Annotated in this window: 20 protein-coding genes; 16 read left to right on the top strand and 4 right to left on the bottom strand. The window is 36.7% G+C overall.

The features are described from left to right. Positions 1-9 precede the first annotated feature (9 nt). On the bottom strand, positions 10-447 hold the full coding sequence (locus tag GX311_01440; GenBank protein NLK15042.1) for a hypothetical protein: 438 nt from the start codon (positions 445-447) through the stop codon (positions 10-12). 46 nt (positions 448-493) lie between these two features. After that, positions 494-1306, bottom strand: a complete 813-nt coding sequence (locus GX311_01435; protein ID NLK15041.1) for a class I SAM-dependent methyltransferase — start codon at positions 1304-1306, stop codon at positions 494-496. A gap of 112 nt (positions 1307-1418) precedes the next feature. On the opposite strand from GX311_01435, the gene GX311_01430 reads away from it, so the two are divergent. The 6 genes from GX311_01430 to GX311_01405 all read left to right on the top strand — a co-directional run bounded on the left by GX311_01430 (position 1419) and on the right by GX311_01405 (position 8209). Then, entirely contained in the window at positions 1419-2642 is a 1224-nt protein-coding gene (locus tag GX311_01430; GenBank protein NLK15040.1) for a hypothetical protein, read from the top strand. A gap of 123 nt (positions 2643-2765) precedes the next feature. Then, positions 2766-3440 (top strand): carbonic anhydrase, encoded by a 675-nt coding sequence (locus GX311_01425; protein NLK15039.1) that lies wholly within the window; start codon positions 2766-2768, stop codon positions 3438-3440. Between the two features lie 51 nt (positions 3441-3491). Next, complete coding sequence (locus tag GX311_01420) at positions 3492-4376, top strand: AraC family transcriptional regulator (protein ID NLK15038.1); 885 nt, start codon at positions 3492-3494, stop codon at positions 4374-4376. Positions 4377-4874: 498 nt separating this feature from the next. Then, positions 4875-5705 carry a patatin-like phospholipase family protein gene (locus GX311_01415; protein ID NLK15037.1) on the top strand — a complete coding sequence of 277 codons (831 nt, stop codon included), beginning with the start codon at positions 4875-4877 and terminating at the stop codon, positions 5703-5705. Positions 5706-5736: 31 nt separating this feature from the next. Continuing rightward, positions 5737-7614: an ATP-dependent zinc metalloprotease FtsH gene (hflB, locus tag GX311_01410; protein ID NLK15036.1), complete on the top strand. Its 1878-nt coding sequence runs from the start codon at positions 5737-5739 to the stop codon at positions 7612-7614. A gap of 28 nt (positions 7615-7642) precedes the next feature. Then, positions 7643-8209: an HdeD family acid-resistance protein gene (locus tag GX311_01405; protein ID NLK15035.1), complete on the top strand. Its 567-nt coding sequence runs from the start codon at positions 7643-7645 to the stop codon at positions 8207-8209. Positions 8210-8308: 99 nt separating this feature from the next. On the opposite strand, the gene corA is transcribed toward GX311_01405, so the two are convergent. Continuing rightward, complete coding sequence (gene corA, locus GX311_01400) at positions 8309-9409, bottom strand: magnesium/cobalt transporter CorA (protein NLK15034.1); 1101 nt, start codon at positions 9407-9409, stop codon at positions 8309-8311. Positions 9410-9649: 240 nt separating this feature from the next. Here corA and GX311_01395 point away from each other — a divergent pair, with 240 nt between their 5' ends. After that, positions 9650-10135, top strand: a complete 486-nt coding sequence (locus GX311_01395) for a hypothetical protein (GenBank protein NLK15033.1) — start codon at positions 9650-9652, stop codon at positions 10133-10135. After that, on the top strand, positions 10125-10325 hold the full coding sequence (locus GX311_01390) for a helix-turn-helix transcriptional regulator (protein ID NLK15032.1): 201 nt from the start codon (positions 10125-10127) through the stop codon (positions 10323-10325). The genes GX311_01395 and GX311_01390 overlap by 11 nt, the downstream gene beginning before the upstream one ends. 77 nt (positions 10326-10402) lie before the next feature. Here the strand turns inward: GX311_01390 and tpx are convergent, their stop codons facing one another. Next, positions 10403-10903, bottom strand: coding sequence for a thiol peroxidase (gene tpx, locus GX311_01385; protein NLK15031.1), 501 nt, complete (start codon positions 10901-10903; stop codon positions 10403-10405). 203 nt (positions 10904-11106) lie between these two features. On the opposite strand from tpx, the gene GX311_01380 reads away from it, so the two are divergent. From GX311_01380 to GX311_01345, 8 genes are all read left to right on the top strand, one after another. Then, a complete protein-coding gene (locus GX311_01380; GenBank protein ID NLK15030.1) occupies positions 11107-11664 on the top strand; it encodes a sigma-70 family RNA polymerase sigma factor in 558 nt (185 codons plus the stop codon). Between the two features lie 54 nt (positions 11665-11718). Continuing rightward, positions 11719-12018 carry a hypothetical protein gene (locus GX311_01375; protein ID NLK15029.1) on the top strand — a complete coding sequence of 100 codons (300 nt, stop codon included), beginning with the start codon at positions 11719-11721 and terminating at the stop codon, positions 12016-12018. After that, a complete protein-coding gene (locus tag GX311_01370; protein NLK15028.1) occupies positions 12008-12556 on the top strand; it encodes a hypothetical protein in 549 nt (182 codons plus the stop codon). The genes GX311_01375 and GX311_01370 overlap by 11 nt, the downstream gene beginning before the upstream one ends. A gap of 12 nt (positions 12557-12568) precedes the next feature. Continuing rightward, positions 12569-12988, top strand: coding sequence for a hypothetical protein (locus GX311_01365; GenBank protein NLK15027.1), 420 nt, complete (start codon positions 12569-12571; stop codon positions 12986-12988). 107 nt (positions 12989-13095) lie between these two features. Further along, complete coding sequence (locus GX311_01360) at positions 13096-13401, top strand: hypothetical protein (protein NLK15026.1); 306 nt, start codon at positions 13096-13098, stop codon at positions 13399-13401. Positions 13402-13815: 414 nt separating this feature from the next. Next, a complete protein-coding gene (locus tag GX311_01355; GenBank protein NLK15025.1) occupies positions 13816-14409 on the top strand; it encodes a hypothetical protein in 594 nt (197 codons plus the stop codon). A gap of 58 nt (positions 14410-14467) precedes the next feature. Next, a complete protein-coding gene (locus GX311_01350; protein NLK15024.1) occupies positions 14468-15316 on the top strand; it encodes a DUF2764 family protein in 849 nt (282 codons plus the stop codon). Positions 15317-15351: 35 nt separating this feature from the next. Next, positions 15352-17112 (top strand): V-type ATP synthase subunit A, encoded by a 1761-nt coding sequence (locus GX311_01345; protein NLK15023.1) that lies wholly within the window; start codon positions 15352-15354, stop codon positions 17110-17112. Positions 17113-17158 lie beyond the last annotated feature (46 nt).

Below are 17158 nucleotides of genomic sequence, written 5' to 3'. Positions count from 1 at the left end.
GCTACGCGCTCAGCCACCGTTCACACAGTCGCTCAAACTGTCGATTTTTCTTAGTGTCAATATATTAACTGTCCAATAGACAAAAAAAGCGATAACGCCTGTTAATGAAACGCCTACAAATTCGCTAAATCCTAAATCCCTCTCCCAAAATAGTAGTCCGAAAAACAATCCCGAAATTATGCAAAGTATTATGGTAACAGGAATTAGCGTTAATCCCCAAACCTTTTTTCGAGATTGAAATCTTTTCCAAAAAGGTAGCGTCAAAGTGAACTGAATTATTATTGCTATAAGCGTTGCTATCGGCACAAACAGTGTGAAAAAACCGTTGTCGGGTTTGCTAAAAGCGTCTCCGTTATACATAATAAGATTGAGTATCACCAAAATTGCAAGTACTGTTATTATTCCAAGTATTGGAGGAAGAACTGTTTTAATGATTTTTGCCTTCATTGTTGTTTTTGATTAAAGTTTGTTGAAAAACGCAACGTAAATATTTTTATTTCGGGTTATCTTTTGTTTTTTGAATAATCCAAACATCTTGTTGCGGTTTTCCGTCAACAACCTTTCCTGCAACGTGCTCTAAAACAGTGTTTTCGCCGATTAATCTTTTTACAAAAGCTTCCGACTGAAAAGCTGCAAATGTTCTATGACCCTCTTTGGTTGTACCCCTTACTACAAGGCCTCCGTTATCGAACTGCTTCTTCTCTTCATCGGTTAACTTTTCAGAAAATGCAGAACCATGTAATGTTAAAAACAACATTCCTCCGGGTTTCAGAACTCGCATTAACTCATTAAACCATGCATGGTGCATTTCCTCCGATAAGTGAGTAAAAATTGAGATGCCATAAGCAATATCAAAAAAGTTTGATAGATACTCTAAAGGTGGTTGTAATTGATTAGTAGTAAAAGTAACATTGTGTATATGGTCTTTACACCATTTTATGTATTTTTTATTGTAATCAGTGCCATAGCATTTACACGAGCTGTCAATAAAAGAGGGAAGATGTCGTATAACTCTGCCCGGTCCGCAACCCCAATCTAAAATATTTACGTTTTCAAGTTTTTTATATTTCTCGAAAAAACTTATCAACCACTTTGCTGTCTCGATGCTTTTGTCGTAAAAACTAAAATAATTCAAATTAAAAGTTTCATACAAAAAATATGGAGGCGGCAAAATTACATCTGGATTTATTCGTTTAAAATCACGTCTTTGTTTAGATGTTCTTATTAAGAGAATATAATATCTGATTTTATCAGCGAGTCTTATTAATCCGGCTTTTCTGATAATTGATGAAAATATGTTGCTCATATATCTTGATGTTATAGCATTGAAACAGGCTGCAAGATAATAAATACGACCAGATTATATTTGTAGTTTACACTATTTTTATAAATTTGTTAATGAAAAAACTTATTGAAACATGGAGCATATCAAACATTTTCTTGTCATAATCTTTTTCCTTTTTTTGAAAAATGGTTATTGCTGTACAACCGCCGTAATATCAGGTAAAGTCACTAATGACGGACGCGCGTTGATTTGGAAGTTACGCGATACCGATTTTTTAGAAAACTACGCAAAAAAGTATCCTGCCGAAAATGGGAAATATGCATTTATAGGAATTGTTAATTCTGTCGATAGCATAGGCAACGAAGTGTGGGCAGGAAACAATGAAGTGGGTTTTGCAATTATGAATAGCGCATCGTTTAACGTAAATCTTAACGACAGCGTAAAAATTAAAAACCGAGAGGGATTTTTTATGAAAAAAGCATTAGAGACATGCAAAACTTTAGAAGATTTTGAAAAATTACTCTCTGACACCGAAAAACCAATGGGTTTAGCTGCTCACTTTGGAGTGATAGACGCAAAAGGCGGTGCTGCTTTTTACGAAGTAAACAATTACACTTGGAAAAAATATGATGCAAACGACCCAAGCGTTGCCCCTGATGGATATATTCTGAGAACTAACTTTTCAAAAACAGGAAAACCCAATGTTGGATACGGTTTTGTAAGATTACAAACAGCCGAAAAACTTTTTACTGCAACTATAAAGGAAAAACCTCTTGACTATCGCACTGTAATACAAAATTTCTCAAGATGTTTGTACAATCCAATAACCAAAAACAATTACAGAGAGATGTTTGAAAATGAGCCTACAAGCGATAAATTTATACACTCCGACAACTTAATTACAAGTTTTGGCTCAGCCTCTAACATTGTTATTCAAGGAGTTAAAGAGAACGAACTACCACAATTCACAACAATGTGGACAGCAGTAGGGTTTCCGAATACATGTATCACAGTGCCTCTTTGGATAAGCGAAGCGGAGTTGCCAAACACAATGATTTACGACGATTCGCTAAAGAACTCAAAACTAAATCATTATAACAGGATACTGTCAAAAGAGTGCTATCCAATAGATAATCCGGACGGATACCACTATTTACAAATATCCAAATTAGTGAATAAAGAAAACAACGGATACATTCAGGTTATTGAGCCAGTTGAGAAAAACATATTCGACGAAACTGATAAGAAACTAAACGAATGGAGAAATAAAATACCTCCTAAATCGGAAATAGAACAGTTCTACACACAGTTAGACGATATCGTAGAAAAAACGTATAAACAAATGCTCAATAAATGACATATTTTTTGTTACCATAAAGTCATAATAGAACCGTTAGAATAATTAGCTGTAGTGCTATACAATAAAACCATTATCAGTAAATACATCTTTAACATAAAAACACATTTAAACCATAAAAATATGAAAACAACACACGAAGACGACAATCACCCTCAACCTAACTACAACAGATTGTTCGAGGGGATTCGAGGCTTTAAAAGCAATGAACATATTCCGAAAAAGGAATTTTTTGCCCAATTAGGCAAGCATCAAAATCCGCATACGCTATATATTGGCTGCTCCGACTCACGCGTGGTGCCAAATTTGGTTACTGGTACAATTCCAGGCGAACTATTTGTTGTTCGCAACATCGGTAACTTTGTACCTTTATACGATAGAAACAAAGATACATTTGTAGCCACCTCGGCAGTAATTGAATATGCCGTTAAACAGTTGCAAGTGAACAATATAGTTGTTTGCGGACACTCAAACTGTGGCGGCTGCGCCGCACTTTACAGTAGCGCAAAAGAGATGAGATCACTGCCACATACAAAAAAATGGCTAGAGCTGGCAGCACCCGTCAAAAAGATTGTAGAGGAACAGATAGCTAATAACATTATTTCCGTTGAAGAACGCAGCGTGTTAACCGAACAGATGAACGTTGTTGTGCAAATTGAACACCTAATGCAGTACCCATATATCCGTAAGGCTGTAAAAAATGGCGATATAACTATAATGGGCTGGTGGTATCACATCGAGGAGGGCGAGATTTATGACTATGACTTTGAACTTAAGAGGTTTATAAAGGTGGAATAGAAAATAATATTTGTTTTAAAATATTTATAAAAAACATAGGGGCATAACTAAATGACAAAGCACTCACAAAATTCACATCTTACGCTACGAGAGGCTATTATAAATCTTGGCTATGAGTGGCAGGAGAAAGATTATTTTTTCTGCCACGGCGTACTCCCGGTAATCGAAAATGCAACTGCCGACATGAAAGAGTATGTTGGTATTTTAATGTGTACCGATGGCGATATCGACATAAGTATCAATCAAATAGATTACCATATAACGGCATCGACCTTGCTTATTGCACATCCCTCTTCCATTGTACATATTATTCGTTCAAAAAGAGAATACCACGGCATACTTTTGTTCGTCGCGCGAGATTTTCTTGCTAAAAACATCGTAAACGCTCAACTTGTAAAGCCTTTTCGTCAAATTAACAATCACCAGTACACACTTACCGACCTTACTAAAGAGCAGCAAAAAATTCTTATCGATATTTATAAACTAATTTATAGAAAAAGGGAGACCAAAAGCTCTGTATTTCAACAAGAAACATTACGTAATCTGTTTTTGGTTTTTGTCTGTGAGGTAGCCGAAATCTTCCTGAAAAGCAAAAAAGTTGAAAACCATTCTACAAGAAACGAAGAAATTACCGACTCATTTTTTAACCTACTTCTACAACCAATAAAAATAAGTAATAAAACTGCATTTTTCGCCAATCAACTAAACATATCTTCAAAGCACCTGATTAAGGCAATTAAAACGACCACAGGCAAATCTCCCGGCACTTTTATCAATGAAAAAATAACCGATCATGCAAAGGTTTTGTTAACCGATAAAGAGCTAACCACTAGTCAAGTTTCAGAAAAACTCGGATTTTCAGAGACATCCTCATTTAGCAAATTTTTCAAAAGGCAAACCGAATTATCGCCCACACAATTTAGAGAACATATCTAAGTATGGTTAACTGAAAAAGTCTATGCTATTTTTTGATGCGAGTTGTGTGGTTGGTAATTAGTTGACGTTAACTAAATAACCATTAAGGAGTTAAGAAATATTTAGGAAAGACTACATTTTTATTATATGGTTGATTTTTGAAGATTCATACTTTTGGATTAGCACATGTTTTTTGTCCGTAGGACAACATTTGATTAACCATAGGCGCAAGCCTATGGGTGTGCAACAGCACACAATCCCACCCGTTAGGGTGGCACATTGCTTTAACGCAAAGTGTCGCCCTACGGGCGAAAGTCGGGAAGGTGCAGTTTCCGTAAGATAAATCTTACGGTTTATCACATGTTGTCCTACGGACAATTCCGACTTTCAACTTAATTAAAGTTTTTGTCATGTACTAAGAGAACAGATATAAAGAGAATTTTAGACAACTATATGTGAATTTTAGACAAAGTACCTTTCACACTGTTTGTTAACTTTGTAGTGTAATATTTATATGTTTTGGCTGATAAATTACCTATATATTCATATAATTTGGGATATGCGCTAAGTGGCGGTGGCGCACGCGGATATGCGCATTTAGGTGTGCTAAGCGCATTGGATGCTTATGGGGTAAAACCTCAAATTATCGCAGGAACAAGTGTAGGCTCGCTTACAGGTGTTCTTTACGCAGACGGATATTCTCCTGAAGAGATTTTAGAAATTTCGGCAAATATAAATTTCAAAAAGTTAGTAGAAATTACCAAGCCCACATCGGGTTTTTTAAAAACTTCTGGTATTGCAAATTTCCTTAGTAAACATTTACGGGCAAAATCTTTCGAAGAACTTAAGATTCCTTTTGTTGCTGTTGCGACCGATATGTATAATTCTACTACACATACATTTTCAGAAGGCAAGAATTTGGTTGAAGCGGTAGTTGCTTCATGTAGCATACCCATTCTTTTTGAACCACAAAAAATCAACGGCAAATATTATTCTGACGGCGGTATTTTTAAAAACCTGCCTGTTTCTGTTATTCGCGACCAATGTCGATACGTGATTGCAAGCAATGTTTCGCTGATGCAGAAACTTCCTGAGCCATTGACTATGAGGTCAATAGTTGAACATACTTTCAAAATGATGTCTAACGCTAATGTGCTGGAAGATAGTAAATTGTGCGATATTCTTATTGAAGTTCACGGATTGAAACATACGAAAATGTTTGATTTAGACAACAAGGATAGATTGGTGGAAATAGGTAAAGATGCTGCAACAATAAAATTAAATGAAAAAGATGCAAAAAAAATTCTGTCAAATTGCATAAAATATGACAAACTAATGAGCAATAATTAATAAAACTAAATAACAATTTAATTTAAACAAAATGGACAAAAATAACGTAACCGATAACTCTTCACGAAAGCCCAATATCAACTGGAGAAGCTTCTTATGGACAATGGCATTATTGCTGATACTTAACTCTTTAGTATTTCCTTACCTCTTCAAACCTAAAATTATCCCGACAACATACAGCGCTTTTCTCAACAAAGTTGATTCAGGGTTAGTCAAACAGGTAAACATTGACGGGAACAAAGTCTTTTTTACCACAGCCAACGGCGGAGTTGACAGAAAAGGCGACCCACAAGATATCGTTTTTCAAACAGGCAGAATGAGCGATGACAATTTAGTTGACCGACTTTTGCTGGCAGAGAGTCCTAACGAAAACGGGAAAATAGAATTTAGCGAAACCATTCCTCGCGAAAACTCCCCAATTTTAAACTTCCTGCTTTTCTGGGTATTGCCCGGAGTAATTTTCTACTTTATATGGCGAAACGCAATGAGGTCTATGGGTGGGAAACTCGGCGGAAACTATATGAGCTTTGGACAAAACAAAGAAAAGATTTATGCCGAAGATGAGATAAAAACCACATTCGCCGACGTTGCGGGACAGGAAGAAGCCAAAGAGTCACTGAGCGAAATTGTTGACTTTCTGCATAATCCAAAAAAATACGCTGATATAGGAGCCACACTGCCTAAAGGTGTTTTATTAGTTGGTCCTCCAGGAACAGGTAAAACGCTTATAGCGAGAGCGGTTGCGGGTGAAACAAAAGTACCTTTCTTTGCCCTTTCCGGCTCCGAATTTGTTCAAATGTTCGTTGGAATGGGTGCTGCCAAAGTGCGCGACCTGTTTAGTCAGGCAAACAAAAAAGCTCCCTGTATTATTTTCATTGACGAGATTGACGCCATTGGCAAAAGACGCGATGGAATGACCACCAACGATGAGCGTGAACAAACTCTAAACCAGCTACTTACAGAAATGGACGGTTTCAATGGGCAAAAGGGAGTTGTTATTTTGGCAGCAACCAACCGCCCCGAAAGTTTAGACAAAGCTCTGCTTCGCCCTGGAAGGTTCGACCGCCGAGTACAAATGGAACTTCCCGATTTAGAGGGACGAAAAGCCATATTGCAAGTCCACCTGAAAAAAGTTAAGCACGACGAAATTGATTTGAATTTAATCGCACGAGCAACATCGGGCGCATCGGGCGCCGAAATAGCAAATATTGTGAATGAAGCTGCTCTTAGAGCCGTTAGAAATAATCGTAACAGCTTAACAACAAACGACTTGGAAGAGAGTATCGAAACCGTTATCGCAGGGGCACAACGCAAAGGCAAAGTAATTTCCGACGAAGAGAAACGTATTATAGCTTATCACGAAATAGGACACGCTTTGGTTGCTGCAATGCAGACACACTCAGCGCCTGTGCATAAAATTACAATTATCCCTCGCACATCGGGAGCACTCGGCTATACCATGCAGATTGACGAAAACGAACGTAACCTATACAGCAAAGAGGATTTAGAGAATAGAATAGCCACACTTACCGGAGGACGCGCCGCCGAAGAGGTTGTTTTCAACAAAGTTACAACAGGAGCGTCCAACGATATTGAACAAGCCACAAAACTTGCTCGTGCCATGGTTACTCGCTACGGGATGAGCGAGGAGTTTGATATGGTGGCATTGGAAACTGTAAACAATCCATATTTAAGTAGCGATACGTCATTGAGTTGCTCTCCTGAAACAGCTGCCAGAATTGATGATGTTGTCCTTTCAATTGTGAAAAATGCTCACGAAAAGGCAAAAAATATCATTCGCGAAAATGAGACCAAAATGCATGAACTATCCGAATATCTTCTTAAAAAAGAGACTATTACGGGAGAAGAATTTATGAATATATTAGATGATAAAAACATAACAACATAGTTACAAAACCTTATAAATTTATATACATATGAAACAGACATTTAAGAAAATTGAAAAAGCCATTAAACGATGGTATTTGATGCTCATTGTAGGAGTAGTGTTTATTGTATTAGGAATTTGGACATTTGCTACGCCTGCAGATGCTTATGCTGCCTTGTCCTTTGTGTTTGCTTTTGGATTTCTCATTAACGGAATTACCGAAGTGATTTTTGCCTTTGATAACAGACATCAAAATTGGGGCTGGTCATTGGCGTTAGGTATATTAAGTGCAATAGTGGGTATTCTCTTGTTGCTCAATCCTGCTACAACAATGGTTACTTTACCCTATTACATAGGATTTACCTTACTTTTCCGCTCCATATCGGGCATGGTCACAGCTTACGATATGAAACAATACGGCATTTTAGATTGGGGTACACTAATGGTAACCGCCGTATTGGGCTTAATTTTTTCATTTATTTTACTGTGGAATCCAATGTTTGCAGGTGTAAGCGTAGTTATTTGGACAGCGTTAGCATTTATATTGTTAGGATGTTACAGCATCTATTTCTCCTTTAAATTGCGAAAACTAAACAAAATGATGAAAGAGGAATAATAAACATTTTCGTTTACTTAACAATAAAAACAGTTACTATCTTATTTGGGTGGTAACTGTTTTTTGTTTTCCTTTAATAATAAGGATATTATATCCAACTTAAAACCATTTCTTTCGACGAAAATATATAATCATACCAAAGAAAACACAAATAATAACTAACCATATCCCCAAGTAACCGTACTTCCATTCAAGTTCAGGCATATTTGAAAAATTCATACCATAAATTCCTGCAATAAAGGTTAATGGAATAAATATAGTAGCAACAATTGTAAGAGTTTTCATCACTTGGTTCATTCTATGCCCTTGCACAGAAAAAAACAAATTTGTTTCACTTTCAAGTGATGAGAGAATCATATCGCAGCTATCTATCAGCGTTAAACATAAATCTTTAATTTCAGCAAAATATTTCAAGTGCTTCTCTTCGATAAATTGAGATTCGCCACGTTCAACTATCAAAGTAAACTCTTTTATCGGTAGGATAGACTTTTTGATAAAATGAACTAACTTTTTATGATTTTCGATGACTTCAAGCGCATTTGGTAAGGGGTCTTTTTTAGTATCCGTAAAATTAAAATTTTCAATCTCTTCATCTAACTTTGTGAGAGTTTTAAAGTAGTTATCGAGAATTGACTCAAGCATTGTATAAAGCAGATAATCGGCAGTACTCTCTCTTAAAATACCTTTATTTTCTCTTAACCTAACCCTCAGATGTTCAAAGAAGTCCGCTTTTCGCTCTTGAAAAGAGATTAGATAGTTTGAACTAAAAACAAAACTTATCTGCTCCGCCAATACTTCATTTTCTGACGGAAGTATTGATTTTAAAGTCAGAAACGAAAAGTTCTCATACTCCTGAAATTTAGGTCTTTGACTAACATCAAGAATATCTTGAATTACTAAACTATGAATACCCAACTTTTCACATATTGAGACTAAAGTTTCCGTTTCGCTTAATCCATTAATATTTAACCAGTAGCTGTTTTCGTTTTTTTCAAACGCACTGATGTTTTCAGGTGAAATACTTTTTATTTCATTACACTTCTCCTTTCTATACTCAAATAGCTGAATATCTATTTTATTAACCTTTAAATTCCCGGTAAAAGTAAATTCTTTAGGGTCACTCTTTTTTCGATTAAGAATTGATATAAAGTGCGATAGATTGATAAATTCCTTTGTTTTATTTTGCTTGATTTGTCTCATATTATACAGTCATTTTTTCTACTTTCAACAATCGAAATTACAACTATTCGACTCAGCTTTTATTTACAAATTTACAAAAAATTTATCTACGAGTTTACAAACCTTTTTACCAGTGACTTAGTTTATTAATGTTTCGGTTTAAGAACATATTTGTAAAGTTTTTTTTACAAAATATCAATTTTATTTGTCATATTGTAAAACAAGTATTACATTTGTGGCTCACCAATAAATCATAAATATATGAACACACGAAATTTACTTCCACACAGCTGGCGCAAGGTCGGCTGGATTTTTTTAACAATTGGCTTAGTATTAGGCTTGCTCTTTTTGTTCGAAAGTAGCATTCTAGACGCTATTGATGTGCATTGTAAAATGCCCGCTTTAATGACAGATGACGTTTTCACAGACATTGAATTTTTCACTCTCAGCAAGAAAGACAGCATTCTTGACGAGATTATAGTTGTGCTACTCACTGTTGGGCTTGTTTTAGTTGGCTTCACGCGCGAGCGACACGAAGACGAGTATATTGCTCAATTGCGCTTAGAGTCATTAGTTTGGGCTACCTATGTAAACTTGGCACTGATAGTTTGCTCTACCCTTTTTGTTTACGGTGCGATATACCTTACGGTGATGGTTGTTTTGCTCTATTTTACTCAAATGTCGCTGTTTATCATTAAATTTAGAGTGGCAATGTACCGATTAAATCGCAGTCGAAATGAAGAATAGGATTAGAGTAGAACGTGCCGAACTTGGACTCACGCAAGAGCAAGTTGCAGAGAAAATTGGCGTTAGCAGACAGACGATAAATGCCATAGAAAAGGGCAAGTACGCACCTTCTGTAGTGCTTGCATTGAAGTTAGCACGACTTTTTGGCAAACGAGTTGATGATATTTTTGAATTGGAGGCGGAAGATTAGGCTATTTGCACACAAAAAGCAAGAAGCCCACGAATCACTTCGCAGGCTTCTCATTATTAACACAATTCTTACTAAAACTATACTATCGAATTGATAGCTGAATCGTAATTAGGCTCCTGTGCAATCTCAGGAACTAACTCCGTGTAAATTACTTTTCCTTCAGGATTTACAACTACTATTGCGCGTGCTAATAGCCCTTTGAGTGGACCATCAGTCATCATAACGCCATATTTTTCGGCAAAAGAGTGGTCGCGGAATATTGAAAGCGTAACAACATTATCCAACCCCTCTGTGGAGCAAAAACGCCCCGAAGCGAACGGCAAATCTGCTGAAATACAAAGAACTACGCTATTCTTAATGGTAGATGCTATTTTGTTAAATCTCCTAACAGAGGTAGCGCACACTGCAGTGTCTAAACTCGGAAAGATGTTCAGTATCACATTTTTACCTTTATAATCTGAAAGTCTGGCTTCTGACAAATCACCTTTAACTAATGAAAAATCAGGTGCTTGTGTTCCCACTTTGGGCAAGTTGCCACTAATGCTGGCAGGATTGCCCTTGAATGTAATTTTTGTCATATTCTTTTTGATTTTATTAATTTTTACTTCTATTTTCAATTTTCAAATCTTAAACAATGTAAATGAATAAAAGTTCGTTTTTTATCGATTTTAATAACATATCGTGGTATGATCATTGTCATTTAGATTAAAATGAACTTTTTTATCTAAACGTAGGAAAAATTCCGTTTCCATGTCTAAAATATAAAACCGAATTTAAACTGATGTCCGAAGAACAATTAATAGAAAAGATACTTTCTGGTGATAAAGAGGCGTTTCGCTTGTTGATGGAGAAGTACCAACAGCAGGTGTTTCGCGTGGCAATCGGTTTTGTTCATTCACGGCAAGATGCTGAAGATATTACACAAGAGGTTTTTATTCGGGTGTATCGTTCGTTAAATTCATTTAAAGAGAAGTCGCTTTTTTCCACTTGGCTATATCGCATTACAATAAACACTTCCATTAACTATATCAATAAAAATAAAAGACGAAATTTACTTACCAATGCGGGTAATAACCTAATGAGCTTATTGAACAAAAGTAACGAGGAGAGAGACGCTCATCAGCAACTTGAAGCCACAGAAATAGAAAAAAGCATACAAAAAGCTATTGACGGGCTTCCTGAAAAACAACGTAAAGCCTTTATATTGAGCAAATACGAAGATTTATCGCAACGAGAAATTGCCGAAATAATGCAAACCTCCGAAGGGGCAGTGGAGCAACTTTTAGTGCGCGCAAAAAAAAGTTTGCAAAAAAAATTAGCTTATCTCGTAGGAAAATAAAAAAATAATTGTCTAATGATATAAAAGACGAAAGTTGAAAAAATTAATAAGAAAATGAAAATCGATAATTACATAGATGATTTTATTCGCAAAGAGAAAGAGAAGCAAGTTAACCCATATCTTGCAACACGCGTTTTAGCAAAGTTAGAGAAAAACGATGAAGCCGTAGTTTTTGGAACAGTCGCTCCGATATGGAAAAAATTAGCAGTTGCCGCCAGCTTTGCTTTAGTAATTGCAGTAGGTTTTGGATTGGGAAGTATGGTAAAAGGCGATAAAGAATACATATCTATAAATATTAACGACGCACAACTTGAAAACCTAAACCTTTATACATTGATTGACTATGACGAATAAAAACAAAGTATTAATTAGGATTATCGTCTTACTTGCGATACTAAACTTGACGACAATCATCTCCATCCTACATCATAGATATAAAGATAGGCAGGCTGCTGAAACTGTGATTGTCACAGGAGAAGGACAAAATCCACTTAGCGGAAGGTTCTTTATGCAAGAAGTAGGATTTGACAATGAGCAAATGGAACAGTTCAGACAAATAAACCGAAATTTTAAGCCGAAATCTAATCAAATAATATGGCAGATGGATAGTCTTAAAATGTTGATATTCGAAGAGTTAAACAAACAGAGTGTCGATACAGTAAGGCTACAGCAATTAAACACAAGATTTGGAGAATTGCATGCGGAGTTGAAAGATGAAACCAACATGTATTACTTAAAACTAAAAGAGATTTCAAACGCAGAGCAAACTGAAAAACTAAAGAGTGTTTTTGAACCACTATTTTATCAAAAGGGCAGCACTAGAGGCAGACATGGAATAGGCGGACAAAGGCAACATTATAAAAGGGAAATTCAAAATAAAAATAATAATTAAAAAAAGACAACTATGAAAACAACAGTAATTACAATTGCACTTGCAATGATGACAGTAGTAGCTTTCGGTAAAGAAGAGAAACCAGCAAAAGCTAACGAGAAAGCTCAGACAGAAAAGGTAGTCCAAACAGAGAATAAAGCTCAAACTCAAAGAGGTCCAAACTTCGTTGATAAAAACAACAATGGAATATGTGACAATTTTGAAGATGGAACTCGTCCCGGGCGTGGTCAGGGAAGAAATGCCAAAGGAGGAAATACTAAGGGAAGATTCTTTGTGGATAAAGATAACGACGGCATCTGCGACAACTACCAAAGTGGAAACCGCCAAGGAAGAGGCAAACGATTTGGCAGAAGAGGTCAGGGACAAGGACAAGGTCCGAACTTTATAGATAAAAACAACAACGGTGTCTGTGATCATCGAGAAAACAAGTAACAGCCTTTCAAATAGAGTACATTAGGGGGCATTTCGCCCCCTAATTTTATATAAACAACTTAAAAAAAAGTAAACGCTCTTTCTTAAAAGCAGGTCTAATAACCTTATTGTCAATTAATTCCATTACAGGATTTTCGCAAAACAGCATTAAACTTACTGCTTCTGAAAAAGAGGGAATTCTAATGATGCGCGAGGAAGAGAAACTGGCTTACGATGTATATAGTTTTTTCGCCGAAACTATTTTCGATTTGGTGATAAGCTTATATCCTTTTGACTACTATTCCAATCTGATGGCAGGCTGGACAAAATATTTTTTAGATAAGAAAAGTGAGGCTAAAATCCTGTTTAACACCGTTTTAATAATATCCCCAATCGACAGCTCGGCTAAAGAGGGTTTAAATCTGATAAAGTAGTGGCTTATAGCAAGTTGCATTTTTAAACGCAACTAAATGAAAAATCTCTGATTTCAGCAATGCGCTTGGTCACAGAGCGTAATCGGAGTATCGATTTCGCATTTGATATACTTTTTTATTTTAAAAATCAAAGTTCAGGCAAATTCCCTCTCCAATTTTCTACGCATTAGTAGTTGCAAATACAATATGTTTAAAAACAGTAAAAGTAAAAAACATCAAAATATACCAAAATAAAAACTATTGATGTAACTTACTAACAGTAATTTGCGTTGTACAACGGGCATTACAGATATTTTGTCACTCAAAAAATATTTTATTTTATGACAAAATACATTTTTATTCTTTTCATTTATTTATACATTTGTCAGTATAATGCAATACAGAATATTAATACAAAAAATATAACCCGGTGCTATGCAAAACAAACTTCAAGAAATAACCGACAAAATCTATCGTGAAGGTTTAGAGAAAGGGCAGAGTGAAGCCGATAAAATCGTATCAGATGCCAAAGCGCAAAGTAATCAGATAATTAGCGACGCAAAAAGAGAGGCTGAACATATTATCTCTTCGGCAAAAAAAGAGACCGAGGAGATGAAAAGCAATATCGAGTCGGAACTGAAACTATTTGCTACACAGGCTTCAGAGGCGTTAAAAACCGAAATTGTTAATTTGGTTACGGACAAATTAGCCACATCAAACGTAAAGGCTGCCACCGAAGATAAAGAGTTTATGCAAAAGTTGATTATCGACTTGGTTCAAAACTGGGCTAAAAACGAGGCTCTAACAGTTGGCGTGGCAAATCCCGAAGAGTTAAAAAAGCAGATTACAGCCAATGCTAAACACCTGTTAGACAAAGGGTTAAAAATTGAATCGGTTAACGGATTAAAAACAGGATTTGTTTTGTCGCCCGAAGATGGTTCGTACAAAGTGAAATTTGGAGAGGCTGAATTTATCGAGTATTTCCGTGAATTTTTACGTCCCCAAATCCAAAAGTTACTTTTTGATTGATATTCAATAGAAACTTGCGTTTATCTAAGAACAACCGAGTGTAAAATCTACCGAATATATGCTTTTTAAAAACCAATATTACTATTTCATTGCAGGATTGCCCGATTTCGATTTCGACAGCATGAAACTTCCGTTTACTGTGGAGGAGTTCAAGGTTATGTTAGAAGATGAAATTAAGGCGAAAGATATGCGGTTGCTCGATAAATATTTCTTAAAATACGACAACGACAATCTTCTCTCTTTCTTGAAAAACAAGGAGAGCGAGCAAAATCCAATGGGAAATATCTCCCGAGAGGAGTTGGAGGAGACCCTAAGCCAGATTAAAGAGGATTTACCACTGAAAAACAGCAAGATACCCGCCTATTACGAGGTGTTTATGCGAACGTGGTTAGACGAGGAGGCTCACAACGAGAACAAACAGTGGGAAGACCTGCTTTCGTCTCTCTATATGGATTACGGTATTGAGGTAAAAAACTCGCTAATGTCGCGTTGGTACGAGCTGAATTTGAATATTGGCAACCTTTTATCGGCGATTTTTGCAAGAAAATATAGTTTAGACGTTTCGCAGGTGGTTGTGGGCAATAATCACGTTGCAAAAATCATTCGGGAAAATTCTAATATGCGTGATTTTGGATTAAGTCAGGAGTTAGAAATATATGATACCGTTGTTCGTCTCTCTGAAGAGGAGGAGGTATATGAACGCGAGCGTAAAATAGATAAATTTCGTTGGGATTGGTTAGAGGAGAATACTGTGTTCGATTATTTCAATATCGAATATATTTTCGCCTATTTGTGTAAACTTCAGATTTTGGAACGTTGGGTAAAACTCAATGCCGAAGAGGGCGAACGTATTTTCCGCGAATTAATCGACAATTTAAAGAGCGATGTAACAATCCCCGAAGAGTAATTAATTGATATAAAAACAATTGGCACAATAAATATATTATGACAAAAGGAAAAGTAAAGGGAATTATCTCTAACCTTGTAATCGTGGAAGTTGATGCTCCCGTTGCCCAGAACGAAATAGCTTATATAGACTTAGATGGCGTTAAGCTGATGGCGGAAGTAATCAAAGTTGATGGTAAAAACGTTTACATTCAGGTTTTTGAAAGCACTCGTGGGCTGAAAGTGGGTATGGAGGTAGATTTTCAAGGACATATGCTTGAAGCGATGCTCGGACCTGGACTATTGGAGAAAAAGTTGGACGGACTTTCGCACGACCTCGACAAAATGGACGGTGTTTTCCTAAAACGTGGACAATACACGCCTTCACTCGACGAAAAAAGATTGTGGAAGTTTAAGCCCATAGCCAAAGCTGGCGATAAGGTTTCCGCCGCATCGTGGTTGGGCGAGGTTGACGAGAACTATCAACCGCACAAAATAATGGTGCCATTTACAATGACCGAAGAGTACATCGTTAAAAGTGTTGTTTCTGAGGGAGAATATACTGTTTATCAGACAATTGCCATAATCGTTGATAAAAACGGAAAAGAGTACGAAATAAATATGGTTCAAAAGTGGCCCGTGAAAGTCCCGATGACGTTGTATAAAGAGAAGCCACGCCCATACAGATTGTTAGAAACAGGTGTTCGTTCAATCGACACGTTGAACCCGATTGTTGAGGGCGGAACAGGATTTATCCCTGGTGCTTTCGGAACAGGAAAAACAGTTCTGCAACACGCTATCTCGAAACAGGCTGAGGCTGATATAGTTATTATCGCGGCTTGTGGCGAGCGTGCCAATGAGGTTGTGGAGATTTTTACCGAATTCCCCGAATTGGACGACCCGCACACAGGAAGAAAATTGATGGAGCGTACTATTATTATAGCAAACACCTCGAATATGCCCGTTGCAGCGCGCGAAGCATCTGTTTATACGGCTATGACAATTGGGGAATATTATCGTGCCATGGGATTGAAAGTGCTGTTGATGGCTGACTCGACATCGCGCTGGGCGCAAGCATTACGCGAGATGAGTAACCGTTTGGAAGAACTTCCCGGACCTGACGCTTTCCCGATGGATATTTCGGCAATTATTTCAAACTTCTACGGACGCGCAGGACATGTTAAGTTGAACAACGGACACGAGGGTTCAATTACCTTTATCGGAACTGTTTCGCCTGCGGGAGGTAACCTGAAAGAGCCTGTAACAGAGAACACTAAAAAGGTTGCACGCTGTTTCTACGCCCTCGAACAAGACAGAGCCGACAGAAAACGCTATCCTGCTATCAACCCAATTGAATCTTATTCAAAATACCTTGAATATCCTGAGTTTGAGGAGTTTATATCAAAAGAAATTTCTAATGATTGGACTTCAAAAGTGAACGATATAAAAACCCGTTTGCTACGAGGTAAAGAGATTGCAGAGCAGATCAACATCTTGGGAGATGACGGCGTGTTAACCGAGTATCACGTTACTTTCTGGAAATCAGAATTAATTGATTTCGTGATTTTGCAACAAGATGCTTTTGACGATATCGATGCGGTAACACCAATAGAACGTCAAAAATATATTTTAGATATGGTAATAGATATTTGTCGTACCGATTTTGAATTCGACAATTTCGTTGAGGTTGCTGATTACTTCAAAGAGGTAATAAACATCTGTCGTCAAATGAATTACTCTGAGTTTATGTCGGATAAATTCAATGAATATCGCACTGAATTGGATAAATTAATCAAAACCAAACAACAGGAAAATTAAAAACTTAACCTCGGCTGTCTGCTTTATCAGCTAACAGCCAATAATT

The sequence above is a fragment of the Bacteroidales bacterium genome, from assembly GCA_012519055.1.
GTDB lineage: Bacteria > Bacteroidota > Bacteroidia > Bacteroidales > Salinivirgaceae > JAAYQU01.
Note: the sequence above shows the minus strand (reverse complement) of the source record. Positions and strands in the feature narration are given on the sequence as shown.

Coding starts and splice junctions, on each gene's coding strand:
- GX311_01440 (NLK15042.1), bottom strand. CDS start 447: ATGAAGGCAAAAATCATTAAAACAGTTCTTCCTCCAATACTTGGAATA.
- GX311_01435 (NLK15041.1), bottom strand. CDS start 1,306: ATGAGCAACATATTTTCATCAATTATCAGAAAAGCCGGATTAATAAGA.
- GX311_01430 (NLK15040.1), top strand. CDS start 1,419: ATGGAGCATATCAAACATTTTCTTGTCATAATCTTTTTCCTTTTTTTG.
- GX311_01425 (NLK15039.1), top strand. CDS start 2,766: ATGAAAACAACACACGAAGACGACAATCACCCTCAACCTAACTACAAC.
- GX311_01420 (NLK15038.1), top strand. CDS start 3,492: ATGACAAAGCACTCACAAAATTCACATCTTACGCTACGAGAGGCTATT.
- hflB (NLK15036.1), top strand. CDS start 5,737: ATGGACAAAAATAACGTAACCGATAACTCTTCACGAAAGCCCAATATC.
- GX311_01405 (NLK15035.1), top strand. CDS start 7,643: ATGAAACAGACATTTAAGAAAATTGAAAAAGCCATTAAACGATGGTAT.
- corA (NLK15034.1), bottom strand. CDS start 9,409: ATGAGACAAATCAAGCAAAATAAAACAAAGGAATTTATCAATCTATCG.
- GX311_01395 (NLK15033.1), top strand. CDS start 9,650: ATGAACACACGAAATTTACTTCCACACAGCTGGCGCAAGGTCGGCTGG.
- GX311_01390 (NLK15032.1), top strand. CDS start 10,125: ATGAAGAATAGGATTAGAGTAGAACGTGCCGAACTTGGACTCACGCAA.
- tpx (NLK15031.1), bottom strand. CDS start 10,903: ATGACAAAAATTACATTCAAGGGCAATCCTGCCAGCATTAGTGGCAAC.
- GX311_01380 (NLK15030.1), top strand. CDS start 11,107: ATGTCCGAAGAACAATTAATAGAAAAGATACTTTCTGGTGATAAAGAG.
- GX311_01375 (NLK15029.1), top strand. CDS start 11,719: ATGAAAATCGATAATTACATAGATGATTTTATTCGCAAAGAGAAAGAG.
- GX311_01370 (NLK15028.1), top strand. CDS start 12,008: ATGACGAATAAAAACAAAGTATTAATTAGGATTATCGTCTTACTTGCG.
- GX311_01365 (NLK15027.1), top strand. CDS start 12,569: ATGAAAACAACAGTAATTACAATTGCACTTGCAATGATGACAGTAGTA.
- GX311_01355 (NLK15025.1), top strand. CDS start 13,816: ATGCAAAACAAACTTCAAGAAATAACCGACAAAATCTATCGTGAAGGT.
- GX311_01350 (NLK15024.1), top strand. CDS start 14,468: ATGCTTTTTAAAAACCAATATTACTATTTCATTGCAGGATTGCCCGAT.